17 protein-coding genes are annotated in these 17290 nt (G+C 60.9%); 11 read left to right on the top strand and 6 right to left on the bottom strand.

The annotated features are described in order from the left end of the window. The first annotated feature begins 138 nt into the window (after window positions 1–138). The 5 genes from AC13RM_RS25485 to AC13RM_RS25465 all read left to right on the top strand — a co-directional run bounded on the left by AC13RM_RS25485 (window position 139) and on the right by AC13RM_RS25465 (window position 6486). On the top strand, window positions 139–1251 hold the full coding sequence (locus AC13RM_RS25485) for a CobW family GTP-binding protein (protein WP_374816464.1): 1113 nt from the start codon (window positions 139–141) through the stop codon (window positions 1249–1251). Then, window positions 1251–2240: a WD40 repeat domain-containing protein gene (locus tag AC13RM_RS25480; RefSeq protein ID WP_374816465.1), complete on the top strand. Its 990-nt coding sequence runs from the start codon at window positions 1251–1253 to the stop codon at window positions 2238–2240. The genes AC13RM_RS25485 and AC13RM_RS25480 overlap by 1 nt, the downstream gene beginning before the upstream one ends. A 77-nt stretch (window positions 2241–2317) precedes the next feature. Next, entirely contained in the window at window positions 2318–3133 is an 816-nt protein-coding gene (gene cysE, locus AC13RM_RS25475) for a serine O-acetyltransferase (RefSeq protein WP_374816466.1), read from the top strand. Window positions 3134–3455: 322 nt separating this feature from the next. Beyond that, window positions 3456–5084 carry a phospholipase C gene (locus AC13RM_RS25470; protein WP_374816467.1) on the top strand — a complete coding sequence of 543 codons (1629 nt, stop codon included), beginning with the start codon at window positions 3456–3458 and terminating at the stop codon, window positions 5082–5084. 19 nt (window positions 5085–5103) lie between these two features. After that, window positions 5104–6486, top strand: a complete 1383-nt coding sequence (locus AC13RM_RS25465) for a cytochrome-c peroxidase (protein ID WP_374816468.1) — start codon at window positions 5104–5106, stop codon at window positions 6484–6486. A gap of 56 nt (window positions 6487–6542) precedes the next feature. Here AC13RM_RS25465 and AC13RM_RS25460 read toward each other — a convergent pair whose 3' ends face one another. Both AC13RM_RS25460 and odc2 read right to left on the bottom strand, forming a co-directional pair. After that, on the bottom strand, window positions 6543–7133 hold the full coding sequence (locus AC13RM_RS25460) for a GNAT family N-acetyltransferase (protein WP_440477648.1): 591 nt from the start codon (window positions 7131–7133) through the stop codon (window positions 6543–6545). A 94-nt stretch (window positions 7134–7227) separates the two neighbouring features. Further along, window positions 7228–8361, bottom strand: coding sequence for an ornithine/lysine decarboxylase (odc2, locus tag AC13RM_RS25455; RefSeq protein WP_015341148.1), 1134 nt, complete (start codon window positions 8359–8361; stop codon window positions 7228–7230). A gap of 528 nt (window positions 8362–8889) precedes the next feature. Between odc2 and AC13RM_RS25450 the strand changes: the two genes are divergently transcribed. From AC13RM_RS25450 to AC13RM_RS25440, 3 genes are all read left to right on the top strand, one after another. Then, window positions 8890–9783: a LysR family transcriptional regulator gene (locus AC13RM_RS25450; RefSeq protein ID WP_374816470.1), complete on the top strand. Its 894-nt coding sequence runs from the start codon at window positions 8890–8892 to the stop codon at window positions 9781–9783. Window positions 9784–9873: 90 nt separating this feature from the next. Further along, complete coding sequence (locus tag AC13RM_RS25445) at window positions 9874–10533, top strand: DUF1007 family protein (RefSeq protein ID WP_374816471.1); 660 nt, start codon at window positions 9874–9876, stop codon at window positions 10531–10533. After that, the gene (locus AC13RM_RS25440; RefSeq protein WP_488555825.1) at window positions 10527–11639 is read left to right on the top strand and encodes a nickel/cobalt transporter; all 1113 of its coding nucleotides are present in this window, start codon (window positions 10527–10529) and stop codon (window positions 11637–11639) included. The genes AC13RM_RS25445 and AC13RM_RS25440 overlap by 7 nt, the downstream gene beginning before the upstream one ends. Window positions 11640–11679: 40 nt before the next feature. Here the strand turns inward: AC13RM_RS25440 and AC13RM_RS25435 are convergent, their stop codons facing one another. From AC13RM_RS25435 to AC13RM_RS25425, 3 genes are all read right to left on the bottom strand, one after another. Then, window positions 11680–11895, bottom strand: coding sequence for a hypothetical protein (locus tag AC13RM_RS25435; RefSeq protein WP_285177454.1), 216 nt, complete (start codon window positions 11893–11895; stop codon window positions 11680–11682). A gap of 184 nt (window positions 11896–12079) precedes the next feature. Then, on the bottom strand, window positions 12080–12793 hold the full coding sequence (locus AC13RM_RS25430; RefSeq protein WP_374816474.1) for a tellurite resistance TerB family protein: 714 nt from the start codon (window positions 12791–12793) through the stop codon (window positions 12080–12082). Between the two features lie 133 nt (window positions 12794–12926). Beyond that, entirely contained in the window at window positions 12927–13565 is a 639-nt protein-coding gene (locus AC13RM_RS25425) for a 2-dehydro-3-deoxy-phosphogluconate aldolase (RefSeq protein ID WP_113230812.1), read from the bottom strand. A 160-nt stretch (window positions 13566–13725) separates the two neighbouring features. On the opposite strand from AC13RM_RS25425, the gene AC13RM_RS25420 reads away from it, so the two are divergent. Continuing rightward, window positions 13726–14211 (top strand): CYTH domain-containing protein, encoded by a 486-nt coding sequence (locus AC13RM_RS25420; RefSeq protein ID WP_069613322.1) that lies wholly within the window; start codon window positions 13726–13728, stop codon window positions 14209–14211. Then, complete coding sequence (locus AC13RM_RS25415) at window positions 14189–15100, top strand: CHAD domain-containing protein (RefSeq protein ID WP_285177452.1); 912 nt, start codon at window positions 14189–14191, stop codon at window positions 15098–15100. Before AC13RM_RS25420 ends, AC13RM_RS25415 begins: the two co-directional genes overlap by 23 nt. Window positions 15101–15152: 52 nt before the next feature. Here AC13RM_RS25415 and AC13RM_RS25410 read toward each other — a convergent pair whose 3' ends face one another. Then, a complete protein-coding gene (locus AC13RM_RS25410) occupies window positions 15153–16667 on the bottom strand; it encodes an FAD-dependent oxidoreductase (RefSeq protein WP_285177450.1) in 1515 nt (504 codons plus the stop codon). 50 nt (window positions 16668–16717) lie between these two features. Between AC13RM_RS25410 and AC13RM_RS25405 the strand changes: the two genes are divergently transcribed. Further along, window positions 16718–17203, top strand: coding sequence for a MarR family winged helix-turn-helix transcriptional regulator (locus AC13RM_RS25405; protein ID WP_113230815.1), 486 nt, complete (start codon window positions 16718–16720; stop codon window positions 17201–17203). Window positions 17204–17290: the final 87 nt, after the last annotated feature.

The raw sequence follows: 17290 nt of genomic DNA, 5'->3' as shown, positions 1-17290 counted from the left end.
ATGCGGCCAAACCGCGTCTCCGCAATCCAATGTGATCTTATAACATACAAAAGCCTTTGAACTGGCGTCTCCAACTCCTTATATGGAAGTCGATCAATGTCTGCTCCCCGGGGCAACCTTCCATATTTCGAGGCTCCCATGACCGAAACAGCCACGCAAAAGCCCGTTCCCGTCACCGTTCTCACCGGCTATCTCGGCGCCGGCAAGACGACGCTGCTCAACCGCATCCTTTCGGAAAATCACGGCAAGAAATACGCCGTCATCGTCAACGAGTTCGGCGAGATCGGCATCGACAACGACCTGATCGTCGAGTCGGATGAAGAAATCTACGAAATGAACAATGGCTGCGTCTGCTGCACGGTTCGCGGCGACCTGATCCGCGTCGTCGAAGGCCTGATGCGCCGCCCTGGCCGCTTTGACGGTATCATCGTCGAAACCACCGGCCTTGCCGATCCGGTTCCTGTCGCCCAGACCTTCTTCATGGACGACGATGTCCGCGCCAAGACCGAACTCGACGCCGTCGTAGCACTCGTCGACGCCAAGCACCTGCCGCTGCGCCTCAAGGACAGCCGCGAAGCGGAAGACCAGATCGCCTTTGCCGACGTCGTCGTCATCAACAAGTCCGATCTCGTCTCTCCGGAAGAGCTGGCTCAGATCGAAGATATCGTGCGCGCCATCAACCCGGCTGCCCGCGTCTATAAGACGACCCGCTCCGGCGTCGAGCTTGCGCGCGTGCTGAACCAGGGCGCCTTCAATCTGGAACGCGCGCTGGAAAACGATCCGCATTTCCTCGAGCACGGTCACGAGGATCACGTCTGCGGCCCGGATTGCGATCATGATCACCACCACCATCATGATCATGACCACGATCATCACCACCATGACCACGATCACCACCATGACCACGATCACGACCATCACCACCACCACGCGCCTTCGCCGATCCACGACGTCACCGTGCAGTCGGTTTCGCTGCGTGGCGGCGAGATGAACCCGGAGCGCTTCTTCCCCTGGGTCCAGAAGGTCACTCAGACGCAGGGACCGAATATCCTGCGCCTCAAGGGCATCATCGCCTTCAAGGACGATCCGGAGCGCTACGTCGTCCAGGGCGTGCACATGATCATCGAAGGCGATCATCAGCGCCCCTGGAAAGACGGCGAGAAGCATGAAAGCCGCCTCGTCTTCATCGGCCGCGAGCTCGACCGCGAAAAGCTGGAAGCCAGCTTCAAGGCGTGCGAGGCGTCCGCCTGATGCCGACTGTCGCTCCGCTTGATATCGACGGCCACGTTCTGGCCGTCGAATTTTTAGGTGACACCCCAATCTTCGCCAGCGCCGCCGGCGCGATCCATCGCCTCGAAGGCGGCGAGAAGATCACCGAAGCTCATCATGGAATGCTGACCTGCATCCGCGATCCCTATAGCGAGAGCCTGATTTCCGGCGGCGAGGACGGCAAGGTTCTGAGGATCGCAGCCGATGGTAGCACGATGGTACTGGCCGAAGCGTCGCGCAAATGGATCGGCCAGCTTGCAGCCGGCCCGCAGGGCGCCGTCGCCTATTCCTACGGCAAGAGTACCTTCGTACGGCTCTCCGACGGGACGACGAAAGAGTTTCCGGAAGAACGTACCGTCGAAGGCATCGCCTTTGCGCCCAAGGGCCTGCGCATCGCGGTTGCCCGCTATAACGGCGTATCCCTGCACTGGGTCGGCATGAGCGGTCAGCCGATCAATCTCGAATGGAAAGGCGCCCATACGAGCGTCACCTTCTCGCCGGATGGCCAGTTCATCGTCACGACCATGCAGGAAAATGCGCTGCATGGCTGGAAGCTGGATACGAAGCCCGGCACTGAGGCCCGCCATATGCGCATGACCGGCTATCCCGCCAAGGTGAAGTCACTCTCCTGGTCCAACAAGGGCAAATGGCTTGCCTCGTCGGGCGCACCGGCCGCGATCGTCTGGCCCTTCCAGGGCAAGGACGGCCCGATGGGCAAGGCGCCGCTGGAGCTCGGCACGCGCGCCAACATCATGGCAACTTCAGTGAAATTCCACCCCGTCGAGGATATTCTCGCCATCGGTTTCATCGATGGTATGATACTGGCGGTGCGCATCGGTGACGCCAAGGAAGCGCTCTTGCGCCGGCCGGGCAAGGGTGCGATCACATCGATGAGCTGGAGCAAGTCCGGCAAGCTACTCGCCTTCGCCTCCGAAGCCGGCGATTGCGGTGTTGTGGATATCTCCGGTTAAAGCAATTCCAGGAAAAGTGCGCAGCGGTTTTCCGTCCGGAATTGCGTGAAAACAATGAGATGCAGAAAGACAGGATCATGCCTCAGTCAGGAACGGCAATCGCCGAAAATTCTCCTGCCCTAGCCGAAAACGTCTGGGACGTGATCCGCTGCGAAGCCGCCGAGCTTGCTGCGCGCGAGCCGACGCTCGCCCCACTGCTGCAAGCGCAATTGCTTGCCGGCAGCTCCGATGCCGAAAGCCTCGCAAATGTGCTGGCGGCACGGCTCTGCGTCGTCAGGATCGAGCATAGCGACATGCTTTCGCTGCTGTCGAACGTGCTGGTACGATATCCGGCCCTCCTACAGGCAACCGAAGCGGATCTCATTGCCGTGCGAACTCGCGACCCCGCCTGCACCACCTACCTGCATGCCCTTCTCAATCTGAAGGGCTTCCATGCCCTGCAGACGCACCGCATCGCCCATGCGCTCTGGACGGAAGGCCGCAGGGAAATTGCGAGCTGGCTCTCCAACCTCGTCTCGCTCGTCTTCGGCCCGGATATCCATCCGGCTGCGAAGATCGGCACCTCGATCATGCTTGACCACGGCTCCGGCATCGTCATCGGCGAAACCGCCGTCATCGAGGATGAGGTCTCCATCCTGCAGAACGTCACGCTCGGCGGCACCGGCAAGGAGAGCGGCGACCGTCACCCGAAGATCCGCCACGGTGTGATGATCGGCGCCGGCGCCAAGATCCTCGGGAATATCGAAGTCGGCGCCTTCAGCAAGGTTGCCGCCGGCAGCGTCGTGGTCAAACCCGTGCCGCCGCATTGCACCGTTGCAGGCGTCCCGGCTGTGGTTGTGCGCATCCATCGCGCCGACGAGATTCCGGCCGAGACGATGGATCAGAATATCTGATTTCACCTGAAGGACTGTGGCTACCTCATGCTGAGGAGGCCGGAAGGGCCGTGTCGAAGCACGAGGAGGGTGAGGAAACGCCCCGCTGGCAGTCCGTGACATAAGGTAGCACCGTAAACGCTCCGGACAGGCGCCTCGTACCGTTCTGCTTCCAGCATAGCAAAATCAAGCGCTTGCCGGAGATGCCATATCAGCGGTGGAATCGCCTGCCCGCACCCTTCATGGAACTGTCATACTCCATTGATAGCTCGAAAGGGTTCTCTAAGCCCGGCGCGGCGCAAATGCGCCGGAGTAATGCCCCCCACTCGAAGAGGATATGATGATGACCCGTCTTTCACGTCGCGCCGCCCTTGTCGCCGGCGGCGCGCTTGGCCTTGTTTTGCTCTGTTCCGCCTCCGGTGCCGCTGACCTAAACCCGGCCCCGAATACCGCGACCCCCATCAAGCATCTTGTCGTGATCTTCCAGGAAAACGTCTCCTTCGACCATTATTTCGCGACCTACCCCAAAGCTGCAAATGTCGACGGCGAGCCGGCATTCAAGGCGGCCGACAACACGCCGACAGATATCAACACGCTCGCCAATGCCGGCCTTCTCGACACCAATCCGAACAAGACCAACACGGCAAACGGTGCCGATGCCGCAGCCCCTTTCCGGCTCGACCGCACGCAGGCGGCAACCCAGTCGCAGAACCATGGCTATACCGCCGAACAGGCCGCCTACAACAACTTCGCCATGGACCTTTTCCCGGCCAATACCGGCCGTGGCACCAAGGGTGCCGCTGGCGCATTCGGAACCAAGGGCCAGGTCATGGGCTATTATGACGGCAACACCGTCACGGCCCTTTGGAATTATGCCCAGCACTATGCGCTGAACGACAATTCCTTCTCCACCAATTTCGGCCCCTCGACCCCCGGCGCGCTGAACCTGATTTCCGGTCAGACCAATGGTGCCATCCTGCCGCCCGGCTATACGCTGGAAAGTGACGGCACCTATTCCAAGGGCCGCATCGTGCCCGACGGCAATGGCGGCTGGACTGCGATCAGCGACTTCGATCCGACCGGCGACGTCTGCTCGGTCGGGCAGACGGCACTGATGTATGGCAAGAACATCGGCGACATGCTGAACGAGCACAAGATCACCTGGGGCTTCTTCGAAGGCGGCTTCGACCTCTCCCTAACCAACCCGGACGGCACGACGGGCTGCAAGCGCGCGACCACGTCGGCCGTCACCAAGGTCAACTACACCGACTACATTCCGCATCACCAGCCGTTCCAATATTATGCCTCGACCGCCAACCCGACGCATGCGCGCCCGTCTTCCGTGGCTGCGATCGGCACGACGGATGCGGCAAACCACCAGTACGATATGACCGACTTCTATGCGGCCCTGAAGAACGGCAACATGCCGACGATCAGCTTCCTGAAGGCGCCCGCCTATCAGGACGGCCATGCCGGATATTCCGACCCGCTCGATGAGCAGGAATTCGTAACTGAGGTGGTCAACACCGTTCAGAATTCGCCGGATTGGAAGGACACCGCCATCATTATCCTCTACGACGATTCGGACGGCTGGTATGACCATGCCCATGCTGTCGTCAATCCGTCGAAAATCCCGGTCAAGGGCTATGACGTGCTGAGCGGCGACAGCTGTTCCACCGGTACTGCCCTGCCCGGCGTCAATGGCCAGCCGGCCCAGGGACGCTGCGGCTACGGCACCCGCCAGCCGCTGCTCGTCATCTCACCCTATGCCAAGGTCAACTTCGTCGACCACACACTGACCGACCAGACCTCCGTCATGCGCTTCATCGAGGATAACTGGATGGCCGGCGCCCGTCTCGGCGGCGGTTCCTTCGATGTGCTCTCGGGTTCGCTGAACACCATGTTCGACTGGTCCAAGGGTGACGCGCCGAAACTGACCCTCGATCCGAAGACCGGCAACCAGGCATCGTAAAACTATAAGGGAGACGGAAATGCCCCTGACCTACCGCCGTCTCCTGCCACTCCTCGCACTCGCGGGCCTCTCGCTCGCGGGTGCGGCTGTCGGCATGGCGAACGAACCGGCGGCCAGTGCTTCGGCAACTGATGGCTATGATGACCGGGCGCCGCTGAGCGCGGTGGCCCAGCTCGGCAAGAAGCTGTTCTTCGATCCCTCGCTCTCCGGCAGCGGCCAGATGTCCTGCGCCACGTGCCATGATCCGGCCAACCACTATGCGCCGGCCAACGGTCTTGCCGTCCAGCTCGGTGGCCCGCATCTCGATCGGCCGGGCATCCGCGCCGTGCCCAGCCTCGCCTATAAGATGTCGACGCCTTCCTTCTCGATCGGAGAAGAGAGCGCTGCCGACGAAGCGGCGGAAGCCTCGCCGATGATCGAAGCATCGGGCGTGGCTCTCGCCAATGCCCCCGCCGCCGTCACCGGCCCGCTGACCGCCCAAGCGGTCGTCAAGGCCGAAGCGGCAGCCGCAGTAAACCTCGTGCCACAGGGCGGCATGTTCTGGGATGGGCGGGTCGATTCGCTGGAGGAACAGGCCCTGCAGCCAATGATTTCGCCTTTCGAAATGGCGAATGCCGATGCGACCGCAGTCTATGCCAAGCTGAAGAAGGGCTATGGCAAAGAGATTTCGGCACTTTTTGGCGACAACGTCGCCAACGATCAGGACATGATGATTTCCGAGATCGGCTTCGCGCTTGCCCGCTACCAGATCGAGGATCGTTCCTTCCACCCATATACGAGCAAATACGATTATTATCTGCGCGGCAAGGCAGTGCTGACGGATGCGGAAGCGCGGGGTCTGAAGCTCTTCGACGACGCGAACAAGGGCAATTGCGCCTCCTGCCATCTCGACAAGATGACCGGCGATGGGCAAATGCCGAACTTCACCGATTTCGAGTTCGAGGCGCTCGGCGCACCGCGCAATCCGGCCATTCCAGCCAATGCCGATGCGCATTACTACGACACCGGCATTTGCGGACCGCTGCGCAACGACACCTATTCCGCGCAGCAGCAGAATTGCGGGCTGTTCAAAACGCCGACGTTGCGCAATGTCGCTACCCGTCACGTTTTCTTCCACAATGGCGTCTACCGCACACTGGAGGCTGTCACCCGCTTCTACGTCAAGCGCGATACCAATCCGGCGGAAATCTATCCGAAGGATGCAAGCGGCAAGGTGCTGAAATATGATGACCTGCCGGCGCAGTATCAGGCCAACATCGACGTCATCGACGCGCCGATGAACCGCAAGCCCGGCGATGCACCCGCGCTCAATGACGCCGAGATCGCGGATATCGTCGCTTTCCTGAAAACGCTGACGGATGGATACGATCCGGTAAGGGACAGTGTGAAGGCAGACAAATAAAAGGCCTCCGTCCGGACGGGCGGAAGCCTTATGATACTTTGGGATGTTCGGGCGCTTTATGCAGCCTTTGCTATCGGCGGCTGGGCCAGTTTGCGGCCGCTGGCGACAATCAGGCCGGCGGCGCTGTCAAGCCAGCCTTCCTTGAGCTCGAGAGCCAGGAAACGATCGCGCTGAAATGGGCCCGGCATGACAAGATGGCGCGTCTTTGCGGCAAAGAAGCCGAAACGCTCGTAGTAAGGCGCATCGCCGACGAGCAGGATCGCGCCATGACCGCGCTTTTTTGCTTCCAGGATGGCGGCGCGCATCAGCGCCGAGCCGATACCCTTGCCTTCATAGGCGGGATCGATCGCCAGCGGACCGAGCAGCAGCGCATCGACCGGACGCGTTTCGCGATCGACGCCGGCTTCGACGTTCCAGAGGCGAACCGTACCGATGACATGGCCGGCGCGATCACGCGCGACCAATGCCAGGCCTTCGGCCGGAACGCGGCCCTGGCGCAGCTTTTCCGACGATTTCTTGCGGCGATCGGGACCCATGGCGCGATCCAGCAGGTTTTCGCGCGCAACGACATCGCCTGCATTTTCCAGGTCGAGAGTGAATGTGGACGGCGCAAAGAATGCGCGGACAGAATCAAGAACAGCGGCCATCTTGGCCTCCCGTGCCCAATACCGTTATCAGCGGTGGTGACGAACTATTGTGAGGGTGCCGCCCCGGTTGGCTACGGGAGCGGCTTGATCAGACTCAGATAATATAGGCCTTCAGCGGATCGAAGCCGTTGAACGCCACAGCCGAGTAGGTGGTGGTGTAGGCGCCGGTGCCTTCGATCAGGACCTCGTCGCCGATGGTGAGCGACACCGGCAGCGGATAGAGGTTCTTCTCATAGAGCACGTCGGCCGAATCGCAGGTCGGGCCGGCAATGACACAGGGCTCCATTTCGTCGCCGTCGCGCGTCGTGCGGATCGGGTAGCGGATCGCCTCGTCCATGGTTTCGGCCAGACCGCCGAACTTGCCGATGTCGAGGAAGACCCAGCGAGCGGCGTCGTTGTCCGACTTCTTCGAAATCAGGACGACTTCAGCCTTGATCACGCCGGCATTGCCGACCATGCCGCGGCCCGGCTCGATGATCGTGTGCGGGATCTGGTTGCCGAAATGGGCGCGCAGAGACGCAAAGATCGCCTTGCCATAGGCTTCGGCCGAGGGAACGTCGCGCAGATACTTGGTCGGGAAACCGCCGCCCATGTTGACCATCTGCAGGTGGATGCCCTGCTTGGCGAGCGAGACGAAGACACGCTTGGCATCGGCAAGAGCATCGTCCCAGGCATCGACCTTAGTCATCTGCGAGCCGACGTGGAAAGACACGCCGTAGGATTCCAGACCCAGCTGATGCGCGTAGACGAGAACGTCGACGGCCATCTGCGGGACGCAGCCGAACTTGCGCGACAGCGGCCATTCCGCACCCTCGCCATCGGTCAGGACGCGGCAAAACACGCGGGCGCCCGGGGCTGCACGCGAAATCTTCTCGACTTCCTCGTGGCTATCGACGGCGAAGAGGTTGATACCGAGTGCATGCGCACGGGCGATATCGCGCTCCTTCTTGATGGTGTTGCCGTAGGAGATGCGCTGTGCGGTCGCGCCGGCATCGAGCGCCATTTCGATTTCGGCCACGGACGCGCAATCGAAGTTGGAGCCGAGGCTTGCGAGCAGACGCAGCACTTCCGGAGCCGGGTTGGCCTTGACGGCATAATAGATGGCGCTGTCCGGCATGGCATGACGGAAGGCGTGAAAATTGTCGCGGACGACATCGAGATCGACCACCAGGCAAGGACCGTCCGGACGTCGGGTAGCGAGGAAATCGCGAATACGTTGCGTGGTCATGTCAATTCCCTTTCAATTCCAAAGGCTCCGGGGAAAACCCAGAGGACAAAGGGCGACGCTCACTCGCTCAGGAACCAGCCGGTGGAGACCCCGGTACCGTGCAAATGCGCGAAGCGCGGATGATGAACCAGTGCCGCAAGCGGCGCTAATTCGCTTTGTCTGCCATGGATTGGAGGGAATATCCCAACCGCACTTCCGGCAATGAAGGTGTGCCTCTTCAGTATCCCCGGCTGATGGAAAGCCGGGAGAGAACAAAAAGGCCCGCACCGTCGTTGCTTCAGATGTCCTCGCATTTTTCGGTTGGCCGAAATAGCGACTGGAGGGGTTAGTTCCAGGTACCTTACCGATTTTCTCACCACATCGAGGATCGGCGGACACCCACGGGCACGTGCGACTTTGGGCTGATCGGGAAATAGGAATATTCGCCGTAATAATCAAGAAATTTTTTCAGCCATGCCCGAAAAAAATAATTGAACAAATCGGCCCGTTTTGTTCAACATCCAGAAACAGTTAACGGGAGGCTTCGCCATGGATACTTTGACCCGGATTCGCGCCTTTATCGACGTGGTCGAAGCCGAGGGATTTTCGGCAGCTGCCCGCAAGACCGGCCGCTCCAAGGCGCTGCTGTCGAAATATGTCCGCGAACTGGAAGACGAGCTGGGCGCGCTGCTCCTGAACCGCACCACGCGCCAGTTCTCCATGACGGAGGCCGGCCATACCTATTATCGTACCGCCTCCGATATCCTGAAGGAGATCGACAATCTCGCCGACCTCGTGCGTGAGAACAATCAGCAGCTCAAAGGTCGGCTGCGTGTTTCCGTACCGCGCACCTTCGTCGACGCCGATGTCGGACAATCGCTGATCGACTTCGCCAAGGAGAATCCCGATCTCTCGCTGGAAATCGCCGCCGACGACCGTTTCGTCGACCTGATCGAGGAAGGCTTCGATGTCGCCGTGCGCATCACTAAGCTCGAAGACTCCGGCATGATTGCCCGCAAGATTTCCGATTTTCGCGTCCATCTCTGCGCGACGCAAGCGTTCCTCGATCGCTATCCGACGCTGGAACATCCGACAGACCTTACGCGCATTCCCTTCATCATCGACACCAACACCCGCTCGCAAGGCACTATTCGCTTCGTCGATGCCGACAGCACGACCTTCAACGTCGCCATCAACGGCACGCTCGAGGTCAACAGCCCGCATGCGACGCTGCGCGCGGCCCTCGCCGATCTCGGCGTTGCCATCGTCCCGGATTTCATCGGCCGTAAGGCGATCGAAAGCGGGCAGTTGCTGACGTTGTTCAACGACTACCTGCCTACGGACCGCGGCATCTATGCCGTCTATCCTCACCGCCGCTATCTCCCGGCCAAGGTGCGCATCTTTGTGGATTACCTGCACAACTGGTTCCGCAAGAACGGCTGAACGGCCGAGGTTGGCCGGCCGGTCCCAATTCCGTCTCATTTCCTGACCAGAAAACGAAGTGAATCAATGCTCGCGAAACCTATCGGACGCATGAGAAAATCCACGACCGCCTACGCTGTTGCCCTGACCGGCGGCCTGTTGCTCGTGCCGGCCGTAGCATCGGCGCATCCGCATATTTTCGTGGAAGCCCGTCTGGAAGTGCTCGCCGGCGCGGATGGCAACGTGCAGGAACTGCGCAATGTCTGGCGCTTCGACGAGGTGTTCTCTTCCTCAGTCCTTATGGATTTCGACAAAAACACCAATCTGAAGCTCGACCCTGACGAGCTGAAAGAAGTCGGCAAGACGGTGCGCGAGTCATTGGCCGATTACGACTATTATGCGAACCTGACGCTGAATGGCAAAACGATCAAGGTCGAGAAGCCCGATGTCATCAATGTCGACTTCCGCGACGGTCAGCTCCTGATGTTCTTCGCCGTCAAGCCGGCCGAGCCGATGCCGCTCGCCAAGGGCAACAAGCTGAGCTTCGGCATCTACGACCCGACACTCTATACCTCGATCGATTTCCCGAGCGACAATGAACTGGTGACGGAGGGCGACGCCTTCAAAAGCTGCACGCATAAGGTCGTCCGGCCCAATCCGGATGAGGTCATCGCCGAGAACAGATCGACATTGACGGATGCTTTCTTCAACGATCCGACGGGAACGACCATGTCGAAACTCTTCGCAACGCGGATAGATGTGCAATGCTGATTTCGAGGTTAAGGACGCTTGTGCCGGCCGCAGCCATCGCCCTTGTGGCGGCTGCCGGTCTCGCCCATGCCGCTGGCTCACCGCTGGGCATTGGTACGGCCGAGCCGAGCTTCCAGCCGATGGGCGGGCCGCTTGCGCCGATCTTCCTCTATGTGAATTACGAGCAGCAGGCTTTCTATCGTGCGCTCACCAAGTCCATCGAAGCCATGCGCCAGGACCCATGGCAGCTCTGGACGCTGATCGGCCTCTCCTTCGCCTATGGCATCTTCCATGCCGCCGGCCCCGGCCACGGCAAGGCGGTGATTTCCTCCTACATGGTCGCCAATGAGATCGAGCTGAAACGCGGGATCGGGATTTCCTTCGTCTCGGCGCTCATTCAGGGGCTCGTCGCCGTCCTTGTCGTCGGCGCCGCCTACTTCGTCCTGCGCGGTTCCGGCATCACCATGACGATGGCGACCAACGCCATGGAGATCACCAGCTTCGTCATGGTCATCCTCTTCGGCAGCTGGCTCTTGTTCCGCAAGCTGCGGGCGATGATGCAGAGCCGGGCACAGCGTCAGGAAATGCAGCTTGCGACATCGGCCGGGCCAATCAGCCTCTCGCTGTTCGAGGGAGCAGCTACAGGCACGGATTCAGCAAGAGGTTTTGCGCGCAGCAGCACCACTATGCCCGCTGCCGGCGGCTATCAATGCTATGATCCCGCCCATGCGACCGGCGACGGCGCTTACTGCGAGACCTGCGGCCACGCCCATCTTCCCGATCCGAAGATGTTGTCGAACGAAAAATTCAGTGCCCGCGAGGCATGGTCCGCCATCGCCGCCGTCGGACTGCGCCCCTGCTCGGGCGCACTGCTGGTCATGACCTTTTCGATGCTGAACGGGCTCTATCTCGGCGGTCTGCTGTCCGTGCTGGCCATGTCGATCGGCACGGCGCTCACCGTCTCGCTGCTTGCCATCATCGCCGTCTTCGCGAAAGGCACCGCCGTCCGCTTCACCGGCAAGGGCTCGAGACTTTCGGTTTGGGTGAGCAACGGCATCGAAATTCTCGGCGCGCTACTCGTCATCTGCACAGGCGTCATCCTGCTCGGCGCCTCGCTGCAGAACTGAGCGATTTCCGGAAGAGTTCGGGAGAGCCTTACGTTAGTGCTTACGGCTTATTGCGACGCTGATAGCGCGCCCGCATCCAGAACACGAAGAAGAACGCCAGGATGACGAGCACGCCGAAACTGGTGCCGAGCCATGGCGAGATCGAGCCGAGCCAGACGATGACATTCGGCATCAGGTAAAGCACGGCGGTCGCGACCAACAGAATAACGCCAGCCGCAATTGCCGCCGAGCGGGTTTCGCTTTTCTTGTCCGTCAATATAGCCATCCCTGACGCCCTGACATGAGTTCCGGCGAAGGCTTAAAACGCGTCGCGATCCTTCAGATTCGCTCCTTGCGCCTTAAGCTCTTGATTTCACGCATGTCGTTGTCGCAAAACCGCTGCGCACTTTTGCGCGACATGCTTAGGCCAGCTGCCGAGGAAAGGCAACCGGCCCTATCAGTCAGAGCTGAACTTTGGCGCCGGCAACGGTCGCCTCGATATGATCGACCAGGGCGTCCGCGAGTCCAAGCCGTCCGGCCAAGAGATCGAGATAGCCGCGCTCGGCCCGCGAATCCGGTTCGATCGCCAATCGCGACGCGGTATAGACCTGCACGCGCTGTTCTTCGGTCTTTGCCGAGGCGACGATGGCATCGAGATCGACGGGATTGGCAAGTTCGCGCTGGAAGAAGGCTTCCGCCTCGGATCCGACACCGGCCTCCTGCACCTTGCCAAGAATGCGCTGGCGTTCGGAATCGTCGATGTGGCCGTCGGCGCGGGCGGCGGCGATCATGGCACGCACCAGCGAAAGCGCAAAATCATTGCTGGCAACCGCCGGCGACGTGCTGAAACCGGAATCTGTCGGCGGCGGCAGGAACTGCGGCTCGGCCTGCGGGGCCGATTGCGGCGCCGGCTGCGGCTGATTGCCATCGCGATAATTCTTGTAGGCCTGATAGCCGAGGCCTGCGATGGCGGCGAGACCGCCAAGCGTCAGCGCATTGCCCGCGATCTGACGCCCACTTTTCGTGCCGAGCAGCACGCCGGCAATCGCGCTCGTCGCCATCGGATTGTCCCTGGCGAGATTGATGGCCTGCGTTGCCCTGTCTCTCACGGTCCCCTGCACCCCTGGAACCTGCGATCCCAGGAACTGGTCAAGAAGCTTGCGGGCGTCGATCATATGGATGGTCCTCCGTCCTTTTGATGGTGAAGGGGAGATAGGAAGCGCAACCGCAAATACCAATCCACATCATGCAAAAAGGCGCGCGGAAAGCTCCACGCGCCTTTGAAATCGAATTCGATAGGCTTGGGTCTCAGCCCTTGAGCGCGGCGGCCTCGGCGGCAAGCTTGGTGATCCCAGCCCAATCGCCTGATGCCACCAGCTCCTTCGGTGCAACCCAGGAGCCGCCGACGCAGATGACGTTCGGCAGCGACAGATAATCATGGGCGTTCTTCAGCGAGATGCCGCCGGTCGGGCAGAAGACCGTACCGGCGAGCGGCGACGAAAGGGCCTTGAGATAGGAGGCACCCCCGGCCTGCTCTGCCGGGAAGAACTTCAGCACCGTATAGCCTTCCTCGCGCAGCGCCATCACTTCGCTTGCGGTAGCGGCACCGGGCAGCAGCGGCACGTGCGAGCCGCGCGCAGCGTCGAGCAATTCCTGCGTTGTGCCGGGGCTGACGATGAACTTCGAACCGGCTTCTACGGCCGCGTCCCACTGGCTGACATTGAGGATCGTACCGGCCCCGACTTCAGCCCCTTCCACCTCGTCAGCGACAGCCCGGATCGCGTCGAGCGCGCCGGCGGTGCGAAGCGTGATCTCGATAGCCTTCAGGCCGCCGGCGACGAGCGCGCGGGCAAGCGGCACGGCCGATTTCGCATCGTCGACGATCAGCACGGGAACGACGGGCTGCAGTTTCAGGATGGAAAGAAGCTTCTCGGTTTTCTCGCCCATGGTCGGTTCACTCCCTTTAAAACGATTGAAATCCGGCTTTCGAATAGCCTTCCCGAAGGTGCTTGTCGAGACAAAAGCTCGCTTTAAATACGACGGGTAGGAAATCGGGGCAACTTGCTATAGGCTATTCCAATCTGTGCCGGTGGAGCATGTCAAACGCATGGCAAAAGAGATCGAGCGAAAGTTTCTGGTGCGCGGCGATCATTGGCGTGATTCCGTTTCGGAGCGGCTGATCCTGCGACAGGGATATATTGCCTCCATGGCAGACCGTTCCGTGCGCATACGGCTGACGAACGATACCAAGGCAACCTTGACGATCAAGATCGGCAAGTCGATGACGAGGGACGAATTCGAATATGAGATCCCCGTCGACGAAGCGGAGGAATTGCTGGAAACGGCGATCGGGCTCGTCATCGAGAAGACTCGCCACAAGGTGCAGTTCAAGGGCTTTACCTGGGAAGTGGATGTCTTCCGCGGCGCCCATCGCGGCCTCGTCATTGCCGAAGTGGAAATGGACGACGAAAGCGACAATCCGGAACTGCCGGACTGGATCGGACGTGAGGTGACAGGCGAATACCGCTATTCCAACCAGGCCCTCGCGACGCAGTTCGAACAGGAATACGATGAGCTATCGCATACGGCCTGATCGGGCTCTTGATGACGAGGTGCATAAGGCCGCGGCGCATCAACTCGGCAAGGCAATGGCCGTACTGACCGAGAGGCCGCAGGGCCTGCACGAAGCGGTTCACGCGGCTCGCAAGAATATCAAGCGCGTACGGGCGCTCTACCGGTTGATAGCTCCCATCGCGCACCAATTTCAGCAGCGGGAAAATGACCGGCTTCGGAATGTAGCGCTCACGCTTTCCGGGGTGCGCGACGCAACCGCGTTGATCGAGATCAGCCATTATCTGCAGGCAACCGCTGCATCTGCGGAGGAACTGCATGCGCTGGCTCGCGTGAGCGATCTGCTGACCGCGAGACGCGACCGTATGGCGGAAGCCGAAACAGATCTCGAAGACAAAGCACGGGCAGCGGTCGCCACTTGTGCGGAGGCGCGTGAGGCATTGAAGGAAATATCCTTCGACTGCGGCCGCCGCGACACGGCCCGTCTCTTTCAGAAAAGCTGGCGCAAGAACGTCCGCAAGGCGCTGCGAGCACTGTCCGAATGCCATGCGGAAGCGGCCCACGTAGAGAGCTTTCACGATCTGCGCAAGCGCAGCCAGGACTACTGGATGCATCACATGCTGCTGCGCGATGTCTGGCCGGCCGCCATGCATGCCAAGCAGCTGGAGGCCAAGGCCCTGGTCGACGTGCTCGGCCGCTATCTCGACATGTCGATATTGGCCGATGTCGCCGACCGCGAGCCGCATCTCTTCGAAAGAAACGATGATCACGCCCGCCTGCTGGAAGCAATCATTGCCCGGCAGCAGACCGCGCGCAAGGAGGCGCTTGAGCGAGCTCGCTGGGTCTTCGCCGACAAGCCGGAGAGCGAGGCGCGAACTATCAAGCACCTTTGGCTGGAGGCGGCGGACTGACGGAGCCACGCGCCCGGCTCAGACAGCGCAATCGGCATGACCCGCAATTGCCTCAGACGCCCGACGCATCCGCCGAACCAAGCCCCACTTGCGTGAAATAACCTTCCAGCATCGCAATGTCGTCGGCCGCAGCGATCGCGCCGATATATCCGTCTGGCCGCACGAGCACCCATTCGCCGGAGGAGAGAGCGTAGATGTCGCGAAGATAGCCCTCGGCGTCGACCATGTCGCCTGACGCGCCGAAAGTATGAATATGCAGGCCTGCGCGCGGCGGCACCGATCCCGGCTGTACTTCGTAGCCGAGCAATGTCCAATGCCCGCCTTGGAACAGATCGAACAGCCGTTTCGGCTGACCGGCAACGCCGCGGATCGGCGCATCCGGGGGCCGGTCGCCAGCAGACAGGCGGCCGCTGCGCCCAAGCGTTTCGAGCGTGAGCGAAGACGAAGGATAACCTATATCGAGCTGACGCACCTCGCGACCGCGCTGCATAGTGCCCTGTTTCTGGGCATCGAGAAGCCTTGTTGACAGACCGAGCACCGCTGCAGCAATGGGCTGACGCTCCTCTTCATAGCTGTCGAGCAGCTTATCGTCGGCTCCATGGGCGGCCGCAGCCAGCTTCCATCCGAGATTATAGGCATCCTGCACGCTGGTATTGAGGCCTTGGCCGCCGGTCGGCGGATGAATATGGGCGGCATCACCGATGAGAAACGCGCGGCCGACACGGTATCGATCGGCCAGACGCGCATTCATGGTGTAGGCCGACGACCACGACACGGATTGGATATGGATATCGTCGCGCCTGGTGCGCTCCGCCACCATGGCTTCAAGCCCCTCGGCCGAAAGATCGATGTCGCCGTTAAGAGGGATCGGCCCCTGGATCTGGAACATCTCGGTCCCGGCGAGCGGGCAAAACATGATCTGCCGCGACATGTCGCCGTCGTTGAAGCGGTGCCAGGCATCGCGCGTGAGACCGGTCAAAATGACATCGGCCACGATGGCGCGAACGCCGAGGGTCTTGCCCGGAAAGTCGATACCAAGGGCATGGCGAACGAAACTGCGGCCGCCATCGGCGCCGACAAGCCAGCGCACGCGGAGAGTTTCCTCTCCTGCCTCGCCCGCGAGACGCGCGGTCACGCCGCTCGGGTCCTGCTCGAAACCAACGAGTTCGCAGCCGAATTGCGGCCTGTGGCCAAGCTCGAGCAACCTCTCACGCATCACCTTTTCGGTCAGGAATTGCGGTATCATCAGCGGCAGATGGTACGGTTCTGCCGGTGTCGGGTCCTGACGTTCGGCAATGTCGGATTCGATAAATCTGCCGTCCTCGCGATATCGCCGCTCGGGCGGATACATGCCGCCGGCCGCGACGATCCGGTCGAGAATGCCGAGGTCCTCGAAAATCTCCTGGGTTCGCGGCTGGATACCCTTGCCGCGCGAACCACGGAAAGGCTGGTCCATCTTCTCGATCAGACGGAAGGAAATCCCCCGCCTTGCCAAATCGATGGCCAGCGCCAGGCCGGCCGCGCCTGCACCGCAAATCAGCACATCGGCTGCAAATTGCTCTGTCATTTCCATCTCCATATGTGTAATATGCACATACTTAAAAGAAGGGCGATCCGGTGTCAACAAAAAGCTTGCAAAATACACATATCAGTGGTCGGCTACGCGAACTCCATAGCGCGCTGGTCGAAATCGTCGGCGTCATGAACCGGCCCCAACGCGATGAAGCGATGATTAAGGAGGCGGGCATCTCCCTCGATCGCGCACTGTTTTCCCTGTTGGTTTTGGTGGAACGGCTCGGCCCCATCGGCGTCGTCGAATTGGCTGATCGCGTCGGGCGCGACTACACCACCGTCAGCCGTCAGGTTGCGAAGATGGAGGGGCTTGGGCTGATCAGCCGGCAGGAGAACGCGATCGACCGCCGGCTTCGCGAGGCCGTCATCACCGAACAGGGCAAGGCGATGACCGACCGCATCGATGAGGCGCGCGAGAGGATCGCCCGGTCCATTTTCGCCAAATGGGATGACCAGGATATCGAGGACCTTGTGCGGCTCATGCGCAGATTTGCCGACGACATCAAGGATGATGCGCCGCCTGCACGATAAGCTCATCTTGAAATGCCTTCCTTTGACGTCGTAGGTGACACCGATCGGGCAGAATGGCGAAGGCGCGGGCTGCGGCGTAAATCCCGA

The organism is Martinezella sp. CNPSo 3732, from assembly GCF_057784515.1.
The sequence above is the reverse complement of the archived record's forward strand: the minus strand, read 5'-3'. Positions and strand labels throughout refer to the sequence as shown.